General features: G+C 69.6%; 15 protein-coding genes and 1 pseudogene. 5 read left to right on the forward strand and 11 right to left on the reverse strand.

What is annotated here, in order from left to right; translation table 11 throughout:
- Positions 1-242 precede the first annotated feature (242 nt).
- The 5 genes and pseudogenes from AC5LSR_RS17540 to AC5LSR_RS17560 all read right to left on the reverse strand — a co-directional run.
- Positions 243-350 (reverse strand): annotated as a pseudogene (locus AC5LSR_RS17540) (IS6 family transposase); the annotation flags it as partial.
- Positions 351-432: 82 nt separating this feature from the next.
- A complete protein-coding gene (locus AC5LSR_RS17545) occupies positions 433-720 on the reverse strand; it encodes a putative quinol monooxygenase (protein WP_250280997.1) in 288 nt (95 codons plus the stop codon).
- Between the two features lie 376 nt (positions 721-1096).
- A complete protein-coding gene (locus AC5LSR_RS17550) occupies positions 1097-1405 on the reverse strand; it encodes a hypothetical protein (protein ID WP_250280998.1) in 309 nt (102 codons plus the stop codon).
- Between the two features lie 52 nt (positions 1406-1457).
- Positions 1458-1895, reverse strand: a complete 438-nt coding sequence (locus tag AC5LSR_RS17555; RefSeq protein ID WP_250281001.1) for a PIN domain-containing protein — start codon at positions 1893-1895, stop codon at positions 1458-1460.
- The gene (locus AC5LSR_RS17560) at positions 1892-2782 is read right to left on the reverse strand and encodes a hypothetical protein (RefSeq protein WP_250281003.1); all 891 of its coding nucleotides are present in this window, start codon (positions 2780-2782) and stop codon (positions 1892-1894) included. The genes AC5LSR_RS17555 and AC5LSR_RS17560 overlap by 4 nt, the downstream gene beginning before the upstream one ends.
- 426 nt (positions 2783-3208) lie before the next feature.
- Between AC5LSR_RS17560 and AC5LSR_RS17565 the strand changes: the two genes are divergently transcribed.
- Positions 3209-3820 carry a TMEM175 family protein gene (locus AC5LSR_RS17565; protein ID WP_250281004.1) on the forward strand — a complete coding sequence of 204 codons (612 nt, stop codon included), beginning with the start codon at positions 3209-3211 and terminating at the stop codon, positions 3818-3820.
- Between the two features lie 48 nt (positions 3821-3868).
- On the opposite strand, the gene AC5LSR_RS17570 is transcribed toward AC5LSR_RS17565, so the two are convergent.
- Positions 3869-4270, reverse strand: a complete 402-nt coding sequence (locus tag AC5LSR_RS17570) for a PPOX class F420-dependent oxidoreductase (protein WP_445548201.1) — start codon at positions 4268-4270, stop codon at positions 3869-3871.
- A 263-nt stretch (positions 4271-4533) separates the two neighbouring features.
- Positions 4534-6078, reverse strand: a complete 1545-nt coding sequence (gene mqo / locus AC5LSR_RS17575) for a malate dehydrogenase (quinone) (protein ID WP_250281008.1) — start codon at positions 6076-6078, stop codon at positions 4534-4536.
- Between the two features lie 1228 nt (positions 6079-7306).
- Here mqo and AC5LSR_RS17580 point away from each other — a divergent pair.
- Positions 7307-7504, forward strand: a complete 198-nt coding sequence (locus AC5LSR_RS17580) for a hypothetical protein (protein ID WP_493468690.1) — start codon at positions 7307-7309, stop codon at positions 7502-7504.
- 692 nt (positions 7505-8196) lie between these two features.
- On the opposite strand, the gene bldC is transcribed toward AC5LSR_RS17580, so the two are convergent.
- Together bldC and AC5LSR_RS17590 are read right to left on the reverse strand one after the other, a co-directional pair.
- Positions 8197-8403 (reverse strand): developmental transcriptional regulator BldC, encoded by a 207-nt coding sequence (bldC, locus tag AC5LSR_RS17585; protein ID WP_013871846.1) that lies wholly within the window; start codon positions 8401-8403, stop codon positions 8197-8199.
- Between the two features lie 152 nt (positions 8404-8555).
- Positions 8556-9392 (reverse strand): DUF8083 family protein, encoded by an 837-nt coding sequence (locus AC5LSR_RS17590; RefSeq protein ID WP_250281011.1) that lies wholly within the window; start codon positions 9390-9392, stop codon positions 8556-8558.
- Between the two features lie 212 nt (positions 9393-9604).
- Here AC5LSR_RS17590 and AC5LSR_RS17595 point away from each other — a divergent pair, with 212 nt between their 5' ends.
- The 3 genes from AC5LSR_RS17595 to AC5LSR_RS17605 all read left to right on the forward strand — a co-directional run bounded on the left by AC5LSR_RS17595 (position 9605) and on the right by AC5LSR_RS17605 (position 14752).
- A complete protein-coding gene (locus AC5LSR_RS17595; protein WP_493468691.1) occupies positions 9605-10726 on the forward strand; it encodes a Glu/Leu/Phe/Val family dehydrogenase in 1122 nt (373 codons plus the stop codon).
- 219 nt (positions 10727-10945) lie between these two features.
- Positions 10946-11146, forward strand: a complete 201-nt coding sequence (locus AC5LSR_RS17600; protein WP_250281015.1) for a DUF3073 domain-containing protein — start codon at positions 10946-10948, stop codon at positions 11144-11146.
- Between the two features lie 942 nt (positions 11147-12088).
- Positions 12089-14752 carry a putative bifunctional diguanylate cyclase/phosphodiesterase gene (locus AC5LSR_RS17605; protein WP_493465278.1) on the forward strand — a complete coding sequence of 888 codons (2664 nt, stop codon included), beginning with the start codon at positions 12089-12091 and terminating at the stop codon, positions 14750-14752.
- A 30-nt stretch (positions 14753-14782) separates the two neighbouring features.
- Here the strand turns inward: AC5LSR_RS17605 and purM are convergent, their stop codons facing one another.
- Complete coding sequence (purM, locus tag AC5LSR_RS17610) at positions 14783-15958, reverse strand: phosphoribosylformylglycinamidine cyclo-ligase (protein ID WP_250281021.1); 1176 nt, start codon at positions 15956-15958, stop codon at positions 14783-14785.
- 62 nt (positions 15959-16020) lie between these two features.
- Positions 16021-16933 (reverse strand): amidophosphoribosyltransferase (locus AC5LSR_RS17615; protein ID WP_493468692.1); only part of this gene is annotated, 913 nt, incomplete at its 5' end.

Here is a 16933-nt window from a genome sequence, read left to right on the forward strand (position 1 = left end):
CTCCGACCCCGATCCCGACCCCCACACTGGCACCCACGCCCACGCTGGCCCCGAAGCCCTAATGGGAGACGTATGACAAACCCTCAGAAGTAGCGCACGCAAGCAGAGCAGGACCCTGCGCTCGGCCGGTGATCGACTCAGTCACCGGCCGAGCCAGCGTTCGGCCCAGGCACATCAGGCGGGTCTGTTGGCGCTGTTGCGTTACGGGGATGCGGTGCACGCCAGGGCCCAGGCGATCGCGGTCAGACGGCCTGGGTGAGCTCGGTGAACACGGCCGAGAGCCGCAGCTGTGGGTCGACGTCGATCCCGAGGTCGTCGTGGCCGCGTCGGATGTTCTGGACCAGAGCGTGGTCGCGGTGGTCCCCGGGCCCACGCGTTCTGCGCGAACCACGCGACCTGAGCGTCTTGTCGTCGTCGGCGCCCGCCCGCCGTTCAGGTCAGCGAACGCACATCGGCGACGTCGTACTCGGCCACCAATGCGGCGAGTATCGCAGCGCTCTGTTCGTTGCTGGGGCCGCTGCCCCGGAATGCTTCGACAGCCGCTTGCGACTCCCAGCGCTCGAAGATGACGATGCGGCCGGAATCCACCAGATCCGCAGTGATAGAGAAGTCGAGGCAACCGGATGCGCGGCGGGCCTGTTCAACCACGTTCACACAGTCCACGAGGTAGGACTCGCGCTGTTGCGGATCGACGACGACATGCCCCGCGACGATCACCATCTGCTGCTCCTCTGCTGGTTCGAACCGGCTGTTGCAGAGTACGACCATCGACCGAGGCAGAACTCATCGGTTGACGTACGACGGACACGACGATCCTCGCCGGACAGAAACGATGATCATAGGCTTCGTAGCTGCTTGAACCACACCTGCTGGTCAGCTACTGTCCCATGTCGACGGCATCTGAGCTGGCGCGATGCGGTGGGTTATCTTTGCCGCTCCGGCGACACCCCCGGGAAAGCCAGCGCGGATCTGTTGCGTTCATTGTGGTGGGGTTCACTCGTCACCACCCCCATCCGATGGTCCTCGAAACGAGCCCCGCCGACCCATCCACCATCCAGCCACTCGACGCCAACACGATCATCCTATCGGGACGTCGCTACGACCGTTTGACCCCGCCCAGTTTCGAGGTAAACCTCCACCAGCCCTCGATCGGACTCACACAACCCCCGCCGGGGACGCACAGAGAGAAGTTCCAGGTCAACAGTCCTACTATGGCGACGATCAGTGCGATCCGTCCCGCGCGGCGATGGAGAACGCCGGCCATGGTCGGGGGGATCGCGGCGACCCACAGGCCGACTCCGGCCAGAAAAACGATCACCTCGCTCGGCCAGTACAGCAGTCGCAGACCGAGCCCACGAACCGCGGTCACCACGCGATAGTCGACCCAGAGCAGCGTGTACTCCACCGAGCGGACGATCACCACGCAGGCCCGGGGCTGCCGAGGAGGAGACGACGGATCAGTACGGAACGCCGGCTTCCAGATCCTCCGCCCTGACCACCGTCAGCTCGGGTACGCCGAGGAAATGTCGCCGGTTGCCGGTCAACAGCGGTGCCTGATAGAGGACCGCGCAAGCGGCTATCCACAGGTCGTTGGTGTGCGCGGGCTGGGCGAGTGGATGGCCGCGGCGGCGGGCCAGGTCGCGTAACTGCGCCCAGACCGCGGGAAGCTCCTTGTCGAACGGGATGAGCAGCAGGCGCTCAATTTTCTCCACAAGCGCGGTGGTCCGACGCTCACCCCATCCGCCGTGCCGCGCTCCATAGAGCAGCTCGGCGACCGAGACGAAGGTCAGTGCCTGCGTCTTGTTCCGCAGGACGGCCTCGTATCTCGCCGCCGTCGCCCGGCCCGCGGTGATTGCGGAGAAGACGTCGGTATCAAGAATGACGTAGTCACTCACCTCGGCGGCTGGTCCCCCCGTGCCGACATCGCCGCGGCGAGGAAATCCTCGTACTCCTCGTCGGTCAGCGGTTCCGACATGGCCAGCTCGGCGAGACTCCGCACTGGCTCTACCTCCTGCTCTCTGGCCATGTCGTCCAATGTGCGATGAGGGGAGCTGGGAAGGCGCTCCACCGCCCGCAGCGTGAACGCTCGGATCACGCCACCCGCTGTCGACTCGGCAAGCCCACGAGCACGGACCAGCGAATTCATTGCCGCGAGGACATCCTTCTTGAGCCCCTCGTCGAAGGTGCAGGAGACACTGCTGGTAACCGTGTCGATCCGGCAACGCAATGCGCCCCGTGCGAAGTCGCCCATCTGCAGCCGGCCCACGATCACTTGCTCGGTGATGCTGACAGCGCGCCGAGCGGCGCGGACCGAGGAATACAGCTGCGTGTCGAAGCGGATTGTCGTCCGCCCGCCGCGCTGGATCTCAACACCCGCAAGCGTGCCGTCCGCGACACCACCAGAGAGCTTCAACAGCCCGTCGAGGACGGGGGCGGTGAAGACCTCCGGCGTCGGTCGACCGTTGGCGATGGCGTCGAGCCCTGCTTCCAGCGTCTCCAGAGAATCGATCAGGAGATCGTCTCCCAACATCGGCTGGGTTATCCGACCGACGGTCAGAACCGCGGATCCGCTTGTCAGCGCCCTGACTTCCATGCCGACGGCCTCGACGACATGTTTCGGGCGACGGCCGGCAACGGGGGAGAGCCCACGCAGGCCAAGCGCGATCCGCTCCACGGTTGCCTGGAACTCACCGGCGAGCCGGGCCAACTCGGCCAGCGGCAGGCGACCCCCGGTGGTCGCCGAGCCCGAGGCACGGATGGTCAGCAGCGTGTTCTCGGCCATCCCCTCGCCTCCGCCCCGCGTAGGCGTCCGCCTGGGCGCCCCTCTGCCACCGTTAGATCACTCACAGTGGAGCCACCACCGAAGGTAGCCAAAACAATCGTAGTCGCCAGCGCGAACCTCGGGGGCATAACGGGCCGAAACGAGCGTGTCAAGGCTGGTCAGCACAGGGCGCCCTGGCCGGATGACGCCCTTGAGCGCGATGACATCGGACGCGGTGCGCGGGCTGGTCAATCGTAGATCAGCAACGAGCACGATCCGGATGGCGCCTGGGTACTCATCCGTGCCCGGCGGCGCCCGGCGTGGTCATGCCTGCGTTGAGGACGGCGGCCAGGATGGGATGATGGGCGCCGTGTGGAGGGATGTTCGTGGTGTGCGGCCGCCGGCGTGCCGGGCTGCCGGTCATGGGCGCGATCGGGCGGCCGTCGCGTGAGAACGAGCCGGCTGGAAGCGTTTAGCGACGCTGTCCTGGCCATCATCATAACGATCATGGTGCTGGAGCTGAAGGTTCCAGAAGGGCACGATCTGGCGGCGCTGCGGCACACCACCGGGACCTCGTTGCTCACCTACCTGCTCAGCTTCGTCTATGTCGGCATCTACTGGAACAACCACCACCACACCTTCCAACTGGTCCAGCGCAGCACCGGCGGCGTGCTCTGGGCGAACCTGGGCCTGCTGTTCTTCCTTTCCCTGTTTCCATTCACCACCGCGTGGATGGACGACAGCGAATTCGCCCGCACGCCCGTGGTCCTCTACGGGGTGAACCTGCTCGCGGCCGCGATCGCCTACTTCGTGCTACAAACTGTGATCATTCGGAACGAGGGCGCGGGCTCCCCGCTGCGGCAGGCTGTCGGACGGGACCTCAAGGGCAAGGCATCCGTGATCCTCTATCTCGCCGGCATCGTGAGCGCGCTGCTCACCGGCCACGGGCGCATCGGCATCCGGATCGCGCTCGGCTTCTTCGTCGCCGTCGCCATCCTGTGGCTGATCCCCGACCGCCGCATCGACCGCATCATCCGCGACCAGGGCCTCCCCGACTGAGCACGCGGCCGCGGGCAGCCGCCGTCAGCGATGGCGTGGAGATAATCGTTATTCCGAGGTGGCCGGCGTGATGATGACGGCGACGTCGCCGTACGGCAGTTTCGCCCGGCCGAGACGGCTGAGCGTGTTGAACAGCCTTGACACCGAGACCATCACACCGTATTTCGCGCGGACCTTGCGCTGGACCTCGTCAAAGCCGTCGCCGGAGGTCGCCAACTCGGCGGTCCCCTCGACAGGCGACGAATCGGCCCGGACGCGCCCGCGTGCGTCCGACGGCTGCAGCACGATCCTGGGGCTGTTCCGGAGCCGCTTGTACTTACCGGACACCGACGACGTGTTGAATCCGACCCGGCCCCCGTCAAGCGGAACGATCCACGTGGGCGTGGACACGGCGACACCGGTCTTACGGAAAGTCGTCACAGCAACATACTTCGCATCGCCCAACGCCATGCCGTCAGTCTAGGACCCGGCCCGGGATGCCGGGACCCGGAGCCGGGATGCCGGGATGCCGGGATGCCGGGAAAACCAGCTACCGGGGCCACCCGTTTCCCGCGCGGCCACGCGACGGCCGGCCCGGACAGAACGGTGCTGTCCGGGCCTCGTCGAAGTCCGTCCCAGGCCGGGTGCGGACGGCCGCGCCCACCCCCGCGAGCGGACCGCACCCACCGAGCGAGCATCGTCGTCCGGCGACATCCGGTTCATCCGGCGGCCGGTCAGTCCACCGGATCGGCGGATCGCCGCGAAAGGGGCCGAGAAATTTCGGTGAGGTGCAGGGTCTTCGCGGTCGCGGCCATCGTCTGGGCCGCGAGCTCGGTATTGTCCGAGAGCCGCTGACCGAACGTGGGGATCATTTCGTTCAGCATGGGCCGCCAGACGTCATAACGCTCTGGAAAGCACCGCTGGAGAAGATCAAGCATGATCGGTACAGCGGTGGACGCTCCGGGTGAGGCACCGAGAACTCCGGCGATGGAGCCGTCTGCGGACGCGACGACCTCGGTGCCGAACTGGAGGATCCCCCCCTTCTCGGGATCCTTCTTCACGATCTGTGCCCGCTGCCCGGCCGTGATGATCCGCCAGTCCTTGGCCAGTGCGCCGGGAACGAACTTCGCGAGCTCGGCAATCTTCTTCTTCCGGGTCGCTCGCAGCGCGTTCACCAGCAGGGCGACAAGGGCGATGTTGTCCCTCGCCATGGCAAGCAGCGGGAGGACGTTGTGCCAACGGATGGACGACGGCATGTCAAGGACGGAGCCGTGCTTGAGGAACTTCGGACTCGAGCCGGCGTACGGGCCGAACAGGATCGACTTCTTGCCGTCGACGATCCTGGTGTCCAGGTGCGGCATGGACATCGGCGGCGCGCCGATCGGCGCCTTGCCGTACACCTTCGCGTGGTGCCGGGCGACGACGGCCGGATTGTCGGTACGGAGAAACTGCCCGCTGATGGGCAGCAGGGCGAAACCGTAGGCCTCGGGTATCCGTGATTTCTGCAGGATCTTCAGCGCCCACCCACCCGCGCCGACGAACACGAATCGCGCGGAGACCTCCTTGGTCTTCCCGGTCGTGTTGTTGTGGATGCGCAGCCGCCACCGGCCGTCCGGCTTCCGCGTCAGCGCCCTGATCTCCTGGTTGAGGTGGATACCGACGCCAGAGGCCTCAAGCGTCCGGAAGAGCTGCCGGCTCAGGGAACCGAAGTCCACGTCGGTCCCGGAGATGTCACGGGTCGCGGCTATCTGCTCGCCGGGTTTGCGCTGCTCGATCAGCAGCGGAGCCCACCGCTGGATCACGGCGGGATCGTCGCTGAACTCCATGGCGGAGAACAGCGGCTCGGTACGCAGCGCCTCGTATCTCCTGCGCAGGAAGTCGACATCGGTCGCCCCCTGCACGAAGGTCATGTGCGGCGTCGAGTTGATGAAGGTCTCCGGCTCGGAAAATGTTCCGTCCTCCACCAGATACGACCAGAACTGCCGGCTCACCTGGAACTGTTCGTTGATCCCGACGGCCTTCCGCACGTCGATGGTGCCGTCCGGGAGCTCACTGGTGTAGTTCAGTTCGCACAGGGCGGCGTGACCGGTACCCGCGTTGTTCCACGGATCCGAACTCTCCTCGGCGACCCTGGGCAATCGCTCGTACACGTCGATCGACCAGTCCGGCTGGAGTCTGCGCAGCAGAGTACCGAGGGTGGCACTCATGATTCCCGCGCCGATGAGGACGACGTCGGCGGACTCACGGGCCCTGTTCGTGTCGGGCGACTGCGGATTCATGTGGCTCACTGCCTTCTTTCACGATTCTCGCACCTGACACAATTCCATCGTACGGTCCGCATATACGCACGTATGATTGGAGCGGTGAGTCGTGAATCACGGGACGGAAAGAGCGCACCGGCGCTGGACCCGCCGTCTGCTATGGGAGCCAGCCGGCACCGCGAACTCCCGGATGCCCTGTGAGCTGGGAGGACGTCGCCACTAATGAATCATCGAGGCGGGCCGGTCGACGTTTGCGAAATGGAATTTTTACACACTTCTAACCTGTCGTCCACGAGCGACTTCCGGTCGATTTGACGAACTCCCGGTAAATCGCCTCGGTAAATAGGGAGGAATACCCGTCCCGCCGGGCAGAAAATACCCTGGCGACCAGGAGGAAAGGCAGCCCGGCCAGGGCCCGGCCGAGGCCCGGCGCGGGGGGCTCCCGGCCCGCGGGAGGCTCTGCGCCCGCCCGCCGGACACTCCGACGCGCCCGGGAGCGGCCCGCCCCGACAGGCGACAGGGGACCGCCCCGGTGCGGCGGCGGCCCGGCATCCCGTGTGCCCGGCCGCAACATGGCCCGGCCCGCGGCCTGACCTACCACGTTCAGGCCAAGCGGTACTTCACGTGTGCCCGGCCGCAACATGGCCGGCCCGCGGCCTCGCCCAGCCGGCGCCCATCACCAGCCGCGCCAGGCCCACCACCGGGAAGCCATGTCCAGCGCGGGGCCGCCCGGCTCCCTCGGCACCTGCTCCCGGCTCTCCACGAACGAGCCCGGCAATGTCGCGCGTCCATGCCTGGAAATGTGTGCTCCGTAACCGGGATACGACGTATATGGATACGGGCTATCCGGGATGTGCCTGGAATACGGCGCGTCGCCGGTCCGGCGTGACTGGCGGGCTCCGGGGCACCGGAACAGCCGTGTGAAGGCGGGCCGAACCGGAAGAACCGGCGGCCGGGCCCGCTTGCCCGACCGCGGAAAGCCCGGCCGCCGAAAGGGAGTTCGCCGGCACCGGTTTGGCCACCACGCGGCCGGGCACGAGCGGCTACAGCGGATTACCGGTGAACGGCCCGGGGGCCCGGCGTTCCGGCCCGCTCCGGAGAATCCCGGTGCCGTGTCGGTCGCGTCCCGGCCCCCGGGCCCACCGAACAGCGAGCAGTGAGCAGCGACAAAGCGACAAAGCCACCACAAGGGCGCCGACGGGGAGTCACAATGGGCAGTTGTGAGGTTTGCGGTAACGACTACGAGATGAGCTTCGAGGTGCACGCCCAGGGAAATGTGCACGTATTTGACAGCTTTGAGTGCGCCATCCACGCGATGGCCCCGGTCTGCGAGCACTGCGGCGTGAAGATTTCCGGGCACGGGGCGCAGACCAACGGCCAGTTCTTCTGCGGCGCCCACTGTGCCCGGGCCGCGGGACGGCAGGGGATTCGTGACCACGCATGACCTGACCGCGTGATCAGGCGTGATCAGGCGCGGGCAGGGACGGCGCGCGGCCGGCAGCCACCCGGCCGGCAGCCACCCGGCCGGCGGACGTCCATGCGAGATCGGCCGTCACCCGCCCGGCGGGCCGCGGCATCCCCAGCCGCGGCCGCGGCGCGGGCGGCCATCCTGGCGGGCGCCGGTCCCAGGGATGCCCGGCGGCCCTGGATCTGATCCACTGGCCACCGGCCGAGCCCTGACCACGGCGGGAACCGTGTGTCACGACCCCCTCGGGGTACCCGGGCCCCTCGGGGGTGCCCGGGCCCGGGGGCTCCGACCCGGAACGCCGGTCTGTCAGCGGTCCGGGAACCCGGGCCTGAGGCGGCGGGCGAAGAACTGCGGCACGCCGCCCTCAGCCTCTGGTCGAAGACCCCCGGATCCTGGCCAGGGACCCCGGCTTCCTGGTCGAAGACTCCCGGATCCTGGTCGAAGAACCCGAAAACGACTGGACGTACTGGCACGTCCTCATCTTCGACAAGATCGACACATCCGAAGCACAACCATTGCCCCTGGTTGGAACAACCGCCGTACCGACGATCCCCCCGGCCTTAGCCTGGCCGCATCGCAAGCAGCCGGAACCGCCTGGACCCCGAAGCTTGCGGACCATGCCGAAACAGGAAGGAGGATCCGATGCGTCTGATCGCGTTGGCGTGGGGCTATACCTCACTTCCCACGGATGGGATCCCCTTGAGGAGAGCCCGGACCTCCGCCTCCCGGTAGCGGCGATGGCCGCCGAGAGTGCGGATCGACGTGAGCTTGCCCGCCTTGGCCCACCTGGTCACCGTCTTCGGGTCGACACGAAACATCGTTGCCACTTCAGCGGGCGTCAGCAGCGGCTCAGCGTCCGGTGTTCTCGTCGTCATTGCGTTGGCCTCCCGTCACAGAGCGTCGCTCCGTCCCATACAGATCGTGCATCCTTCGGGGGCATTTCGGACATGGCACGTCAGGACCATCTGCTGACTAGTCACACGACGTCCGAAGCGAGCAATCACGCTCAGTTAGAACCCATGAACTATCAGCTTGCGGACTCCCTGGTCTGAAGCGGTCTCCACCGGTTCAGGACACGCCCATACGCCGTAACCGCCGCGTCTGTTCGCCCTCGGCGTAACGCCGTGATCGCCTCGCCCAGGTCCGCGACCGACGTGTCGCCGCGCAGCGCGTCGTCGTCGAGCAGATCGACGACGCCCCCGTAGTCGAGCTCGATCCGGCTGTGCGGGTGGAAGTCCTCCAGCCAGCCCCCGAGCTCGGCCACGCCGTCGACGCCCGGCGAGTCCGGCGCGACCCGGCGCAGCACGTCAAGCGCCTCCAGGGCCCGGGTGACCCGGCGCCGGGCGAGGCCCATCGACGTCCGGTAGAGCAGCGACCTGTCGACGGTGTCACCCGTGACCAGGACCCGCTCCGCGGGATCGAACAGGACGAACCACGGCGGCGGCACCATCCAGGTGCAGGTCTGGACGTAGACCTTGAGACCGGGCCGGCGGCTGCGCCAGCGGTCCAGCTCGGTCTCGGCGGGCTCGGCCAGCCGGCGCGGGATGAACGCCTCGGCCACCCGCTCGGGCAGCCGGCCGCGGAACTCCATCGCGGCCTGCCACACCCGCAGCTGGGTGTACCAGGGGCAGACGAACATCAGGCCGTCCGCCATCTGCACGAAGGCGGACTCGTCGGCCACGTCCAGCGAGGGACGGATGGTCGCGGCCAGCGCGACGGCGCGTTCCCGCCGGGCACCGGCACGACGGCTGGGCACGCCTCCCTCGGCCGCGTACCGCTCCCAACGGAGCCGTTCGGCCGGGGGGAAGGCCGCCAGCGGCTCGTACACCCGCAGGTAGGCGGCCGGACTCACGACAGGCGCCACAGAAGAGATCCTGGCATGCCGGGAACATCAGCGAGCCGCCGTAGGCCCATCGTCGACACGCACCCCCCGGAAGACGACGGGGGCACACGGCGGCAACGACGAACAATCACCACCACACCAGCCCATGGAGGCACCCGCGGATACGTTGCGGACACCGGCCGCGCCCGTCCGGGACGTTCCGCCCGGCCAGGCGTCGACCCCGATGATCATTGATGGTCATTTCCCTGACGAACCCCACGTTCCCGGCGAAGGGAGCCTCACCGGTGCCGTCCGTCTTCACCGCCGGTTCGCAGCACGAACAGGTGGTCTTCTGCATGGACCCCGCCAGCGGGCTGCGCGCGATCATCGCGATCTACTCGACCGCCCTCGGCCCCGCCCTCGGCGGGACCAGATTCCACCCCTACGCCGACGAGGACGTGGCCCTGAGCGACGCCCTTGCCCTGTCCAGGGCCATGGCCTACAAGGCCGCCTGCGCCGGCCTGGACCTCGGCGGCGGCAAGGCGGTCATCCTCGGCGACCCCGGGCGGGACAAGTCCGAGCCGCTGCTGCGCGCGTACGGGCGTTTCGTGGCGTCGCTCGGCGGCCGCTACATCACCGCCTGCGACGTCGGCACGTACGTCGAGGACATGGACGTGATCGCGCGGGAGTGCCGGTGGGTCACCGGACGCTCCCCCGCGCACGGCGGCTCGGGCGACTCCGGCATCCTGACCGCCTACGGCGTGTTCGAGGGGATGCGCGCCTGCGCCCGGCACCTGTGGGGCGTGCCGTCGCTGGCGGGCCGGCGGGTGGCCGTCAGCGGCGTCGGCAAGGTCGGCCGGCGGCTGGTGGGCCAGCTGCTCGCCGACGGCGCCCGGGTGGTCGCCGCGGACGTCAGCGAGGCGGCCCTGCGGCGGCTGCGGGCGGAGTATCCCGACGCCGAGACGCACGCCGACCCCGACGCGCTCATCGGGGCCGACGCGGACGTGTACTCCCCCTGCGCGCTCGGTGGCGCCCTCACCGCGGACGTCGTCGGGGCGCTGCAGGCGCGCGTCGTGTGTGGCGCGGCCAACAACCAGCTCGCGGACGCGGACGTGGACAAGCTGCTGGCCGGGACGGGTGTGCTCTACGCGCCGGACTTCGTGGTCAACGCCGGGGGGCTCATCCAGGTCGCCGACGAGATCGAGGGCTACTCCCCGGAGCGGGCGCGGGCGAAGGCGAGCGGCATCTTCGCCTCGACCCTGGAGGTGCTGGCCCTCGCCGAGCGGACCGGGGTCACCTCCACCGTCGCCGCCACCCAGCTGGCGGAGCGCCGCATCAGCGAGGTCGGACGGCTACGCCAGATTCTCGTTCCCTGATGTTCGGAGCGGCCCCGGCGTTCAGGAGTAGCCGAAGCGGCCGGTCGCCAGATTTCGATCTGTGATTCATGTCACGTATATGCCGCTGCGATCGCCTCCCAACCGGACAACTGTGGGGTTGGCATGCCGGGCGGCCCGCGATCCCTGTAGTCTCGGGAGGCACGAGACAATGAGAGCACCGGGGCGGGTCCCCGTCGTCATGTTCGAGGGGGTCGAGCCATGGGGCGCGGCCGAGCGAAGGCCAAGCAGACGAAAGTCGCCCGCGAGCTCAAGTACAACTCGCCGAATATGGACCTGGATCGGCTGAAGGCCGATCTGGGCGCGAGCAGTACGCGAGACGACACTGCGGACGATCCGTACTCGGATGATTCCTACGAGTACGACTACGTCGATGAGGATGAGGACACCGGCCGACGGTAGCGGTACGCGCATGGTGCGCAGGCCCGTGGGTCCCGCGTCACCGGGTACCACCGTCGGGCAGTGCTCCTCACCACCGCAAGGTGCGCCAGGGGTGCGCGTCCCACGCCCGTTCCACGTGTGGGACGCGCACCCGTTCTGGACGCTTCGAGCTCTTCCGGGGCGGCCATCGCGCGGCCGGCGCTCCACCGGAGGCAGCCGTCCCGGGGCGGTGCGAGCCGTCGGCGTCCCGTGAACGTCCGGTCACGGGAGCTCACACGGCCCGCAGGCCCACCAGCCGGCGCACCTCCGGGGCGCAGGCGGCTCCGTCCGGGGGCGCGCGGACGGGTCTCACAGGGCTGGTGCGTGGTCGCTCCGCGGGTTCCGGCGGGTTCACCGGCCCACGTGGCCATCGGGTAGCACGTGAAGCCGCGGGCGTCCGCCGGACGGTCCGCGGGTCGACGGGCGAGCATCACAGGCCCGGGTACCGCGTCCGTACGCCGCCGCCATACCTCCGTCGCGGGCCCGACAGACGGGCATGGCGATGGGGAGCCGCAGCGTGCGAATCATCCAAATTTTGTCACATTTAGTTATTTATATGAGACATATTGTAACGGACCGCTATATGATCTATGCCACTATGGGCAACATTCGAGCTGAGCATCCCGGTCAGCACGGACTCGACCGATACACGTGGCAAACTGGCGGGGTCGCATCGCCATCGGACCGCACCAGCTGGCGGCAATGACGGCCGTTCCATCCGAGCGGGTCTCGGCCTGAACGTGAGCCTACGAGAAGGCTGCTGGCAGGCATCGGCGCGTTGCCCGCAAGGTCGAGACGGAGGCCGGCTACATGTCCACGAAGCCGCCGTCCGCCTCCTCAGATCATGCTACCCAGGGTGATGAACGGTCACGTTCCCTTCGTTCGCCCCAGATTCTGTACGGCGTGCTCGCGTGCACGTCCGCCGTGGCTGTCGCCGTCGCCGTCGCGGCACTGTTCGCCGCCCGGGGTGACCGGCCCGCCTGGGGCGCGCTCGCCCTGGCTCTGCTGGCGTGCGTGCTTGGCCAGCTACCGGTGGTCATTCGCCGGATCGGCCGGAATCTGGATGGCGTCAACCTCAGGGAATCTTCGCTGATCATCGCCCTCGCGCTGGTCCCGGGCCCGTGGGTCGTCCTGCTCAGCCTGCCGACAACGCTGGGAGCGCAGCTGGCCGCCGGGCACCGGCGGTTCCCAGCGCTGGTACGCACCGCTGTCGTCACCACGAGTACCGGGATGGCTGTCCTGGCCGCGGCCGCGGTCATGGGTGGCCGTGGCCTGCCGGCGGCGCTGCCGAGCACCCGTGCGTTCGTCGCCGTGGCCGTCGCCGCCATGGCCTGCGGCATCCTCACCTGGCTTCTCAGCACGCTTCTCACCGCGTGTATCGCAACGCGCGTCACAACGTGGTCGAGATGGCCGGCCCGCCGCATGCCGCACGACAGCTTCGCCCTCCTGCGAATGCAGTCGATCATCGCGAACACCGCACTGGGCCTGCTGCTGGTCGCGGCCGTGAGCTGGAGCCCGGCCGTCGCGCTGGCGCTTCCGTTCGCCGCGGCCGGTCCCGGCATCGGCCACTACCGCAGGCTGCGCTCCCTGGAGGAACGCGGCCACTGGGACGAGGTCAACGCCGCTACCCGGGAGCTCGCCGACGCCGACGAGCCAACCGTCATCATGATCGCACAACGCAGGGCCGAGATCCTCTTCCGCGCGGACAGCACGGTGCTGACCACCTGGCCCGCCGCGCCCGCCGGCACCGCACCGACCGACAGCAGGCCCGCCGACAGCGCGTCCACCGACACCACACCCACTGACGCCGCACCCGCCAGCGCCACGCTCACCGGCCCCACGCTCACCGGCACCGCGTCGGCAGCGGCCGGCCAGCACGCGCCGGCAACGGCCGGGCGGCATCCACCGCCAGGTGCGCCGCCGGAAGACGCCCACCAGCAAGACTCTCCTTCCGGGCGGGACGCCCACCGGCAGGAGGAGCGATGGCCGGTTCCGCCCGGGCGCCGCCGGTGGCTGCCACCCCGGCTCCGGGAGATCAGCGCCCCCCTGCTCGCGGGCGAGGAACGGATCGGCTTACTCACCCTGAGCTTCCGCCGGCCGACGGCCTGGCGTCGCCACGAGGAGCAGGTCCTGGCGGCCTTCACCCAGGCAGTCTCCCGCGCCCTCGCGCATGCCCGGCTGGAGGCCCACGCCCGCCAGGTGGCCGAGGAGCAGGCCCACGACGCCGGGCACGACTGGCTGACCGGCCTGGGCAACCGCCGGCTGCTGATGGCCAGGGCAGCGGCCGAGCTGCGGCGGCAGGCCGAGAGCGGGCGGTCCGTCGCCCTCGTGATGATCGACCTGGACCGCTTCAAAATCATCAACGACACCCTCGGGCACAGCGCCGGCGACCGGGTGCTACAGGCGGTCGCCGAACGGCTGCGGCGCGGCGTCCGGGCGGACGACGTCGTCACCCGCCTGGGCGGGGACGAGTTCGCCGTCCTCGTCACCGGTATCGACGACCCCGCCCAGGCCGAGGCGGCCGCCGCCGAACTCGCCGACGTGCTGTGCCGGGACATCGTCCTGGACGGCATCCCGCTGGCGGTGGAGGCGTCCCTCGGGGTCGCCTGCCACCCGCAGGACGGCGGCACCATCGAGGAGCTGCTAAAACACGCCGACATCGCCATGTACCAGGCGAAACACTCCCATCCCCGGTGGCGGCGTTTCGACGCCGGCAGCCACGACCCGTCCCTGGAACGGCTCGCCCTGGTCGCCGAGCTGCGCTCCGCGATCAGCGGGAACGAGCTGGTACTGAACTACCAGCCCCAGGTGGAGCTGCGGACCGGGCGGATCAGCGGCGTCGAGGCACTGGTGCGCTGGAAGCATCCACGGCGCGGGATGCTCACCCCCGAGATGTTCGTCCCCGCGATCGAACAGTCCGGGCTGGTGCAGGACTTCACCAAGGCGATCCTCGAGCAGGCCCTCGTCGCGTGCGCCGGCTGGCGGGCCAGCGGGTTCGACATCACGGTGTCGGTCAACCTCTCCGCCCGCAACCTCCTGAACACCGAACTTCCCGGGGACGTGGCGAAGCTGCTGGTCAAGCACGACGTCCCGGCGGCGGCACTCACCCTGGAGATCACCGAGACCGCGATGATGTCGGACAAGCGGACGGCCCACCGGCTGCTGGGCAAGCTGCGGGAGATCGGCGTCCGGATCGCCGTCGACGACTTCGGCACCGGATTCTCCTCTCTGACCATGCTGCAGGAGCGGATCCTCGACGAGGTCAAGGTGGACCAGAGCTTCGTCCGCAAACTGCTGGTCGAGCAGGGTGACGCCGCGATCGTCTCCGCCACGATCCACCTGGCGCACACCCACAGCCTCCAGGTGGTCGCGGAGGGGGTGGAGACCGCCGAGCTCATGGCCGCGCTGGCGGCGCTGCGGTGCGACTTCGTCCAGGGCCTGTACACCGGCGCGGCCATGCCGCTGCCGGAGCTCACCGCCTATCTGCGGGCATCGGAGTCCGCGCCCCGCCGGGCGGTCGGCACGAACGCCCGGATCCTGCCGCTGTACCGCCAGCGGCCCCGCGGCCCCAAACCCCCCGGGGACTGACCAGCCCCGGGAGGCACCGACCAGCGCCGGCTACCCGGCGGGCGGGTGTTCCCCGACAAGCTCGGCCCGGCCCTCCTCCGCGGCACCGTTGACGGAGCCGGCGGCGCCCTCGGCGGTGCCCCCGCCGGGGCGGGCGGTGACCTCCCCGACGATCCAGGCGGGGATCCCGCGGGCGGCGAGCAGGTCCACGGCGGCGGGCGCATCGTCCGCGCCGAGCACGGCGACCATCCCCACCCCGAGGTTGAACGTGCGTTCCATCTCGGCCCGCGGTATGCCGCCACGCCCGGCCAGCAGGGCGAACAGGGGCGGCGGGGCCCAGGTGGCGCGGTCCAGCCGGGCGGTCAGGCCGGCGGGCAGCACCCGCGCCAGGTTGGCCGCGAGCCCGCCGCCGGTGACATGCGCGAAGGCGTGGACGTCCAGCGCCTCGGCCAGGGCGAGACAGTCGCGGGCGTAGATCCGGGTGGGGACGAGCAGCGCGTCACCGAGAGTGGCGCCCAGGTCGTCCTCGTGGCGGGCCAGGGCGGCCCGGCCTTCCGCGGACACCCCGCCGGGGCCGTCCGGGTCCGGCGGGCCGAGCAGCGCGTGGCGCACCAGGGAGTACCCGTTGGAGTGCAGGCCGGACGAGGCCATCGCGACCACCGCGTCCCCGGGCCGCACCCGGTCCGGCCCCAGCAGCGCGTCCGCCTCCACCACACCGACGCCGGTGGCGGCGAGATCGTAGTCGTCGGCGCCCATCAGGCCGGGATGCTCCGCGGTCTCACCGCCGACCAGCGCGGCGCCGGCCTGCTGGCAGCCCCGCGCGATCCCGGCGACGACCGCCGCGATCCGCTCCGGGACGACCGTCCCGCAGGCGATGTAGTCCAGCAGGAACAGCGGTTCGGCGCCGCAGACCACCAGGTCGTCCACGACCATCGCGACCAGGTCGACACCGACGGTGTCGTGTCGTCCGACCGCCCGCGCAATGGCGATCTTCGTGCCTACGCCGTCGGTCGACGAGGCGAGCAGCGGACGCCGGTAGCGGGCGACGTCGAGCGCGAACAGCCCGGCGAAACCGCCGAGGGAACCGACCACCTCGGGCCGCGTGGCCCGGGCGACGTGCTCACGCATGAGCGTGACTGCACGGTCACCGGCGTCGATGTCGACGCCGGCGTCCCGATAGGACACCGCCGGCGACGAGACCCCTGTCGGAACCGGTGGCGGGGCCAGTGGCGAGGAAGACGCCTCAGGCCTCGCGGCCCGCGGGCCGGGCGGAACGGGCGGTGGCACGCTCAACCCGGCCGCACCACGGAGTCCACGTCCGGGGAGGGGTCGGCGCCGTTCATCCCGGCCGTGATCTCGCTCACGACGTCCTCCAGCAGGTACTTGCCGAGATGGCCGGTGTGCGGGAGCGGCACCGGGTACACCCCGTCGAAACAGGCCCGGCAGAGCGTCTCGGCCGGCTGCCGGGAGGCCGCGACCAGGCCGTCCAGCGAGACGTAGGCGAGCGAGTCGGCACCGAGCGACTCACGGATCTCCTCGACGCAGGAACTGCTCGCGATCAGCTCCGCCCGGGTGGCGAAGTCGATGCCGTAGAAGCACGGCCAGCGCACCGGGGGCGAGGAGATCCGCACGTGCACCTCGGCGGCGCCGGCCTCCCGCAGCATCCGTACCAGGGCCCGCTGGGTGTTGCCACGCACGATCGAGTCGTCGACGACGACGAGCCGACGGCCGTCGATCACATCGCGCAGCGGGTTGAGCTTCAGACGGATGCCGCGCTGGCGGATGGTCTGCGACGGCTGGATGAAGGTGCGTCCCACATAGGAGTTCTTCACCAGGCCCTCGCCGTAGGGGATCCGGCTGGCCTCGGCGAAGCCGACCGCCGCCGGCACGCCGGACTGCGGTACCCCGATGACGAGATCGGCGTCCGCCGGAGCCTCACGGGCGAGGGCGCGGCCGACCTCGACCCGGGTCGCGTGCACGGACCGGCCCGCGATCGTCGTGTCCGGGCGGGCCAGGTAGACGTACTCGAACAGGCAGCCGTGCGGCGTCGCGGGCGCGTACCTGTGCGAGCGCGGCCCGGCGGCGTCGATGACGACCAGCTCGCCGGGCTCGATCTCGCGGACGAACTCGGCGCCGACGATGTCGAGGGCGGCGGTCTCGCTCGCCACGACCCAGCCGGCCGCCGGGGCGTCCCCGCCACCC

The organism is Protofrankia sp. CiP1_Cm_nod4 (assembly GCF_982290645.1).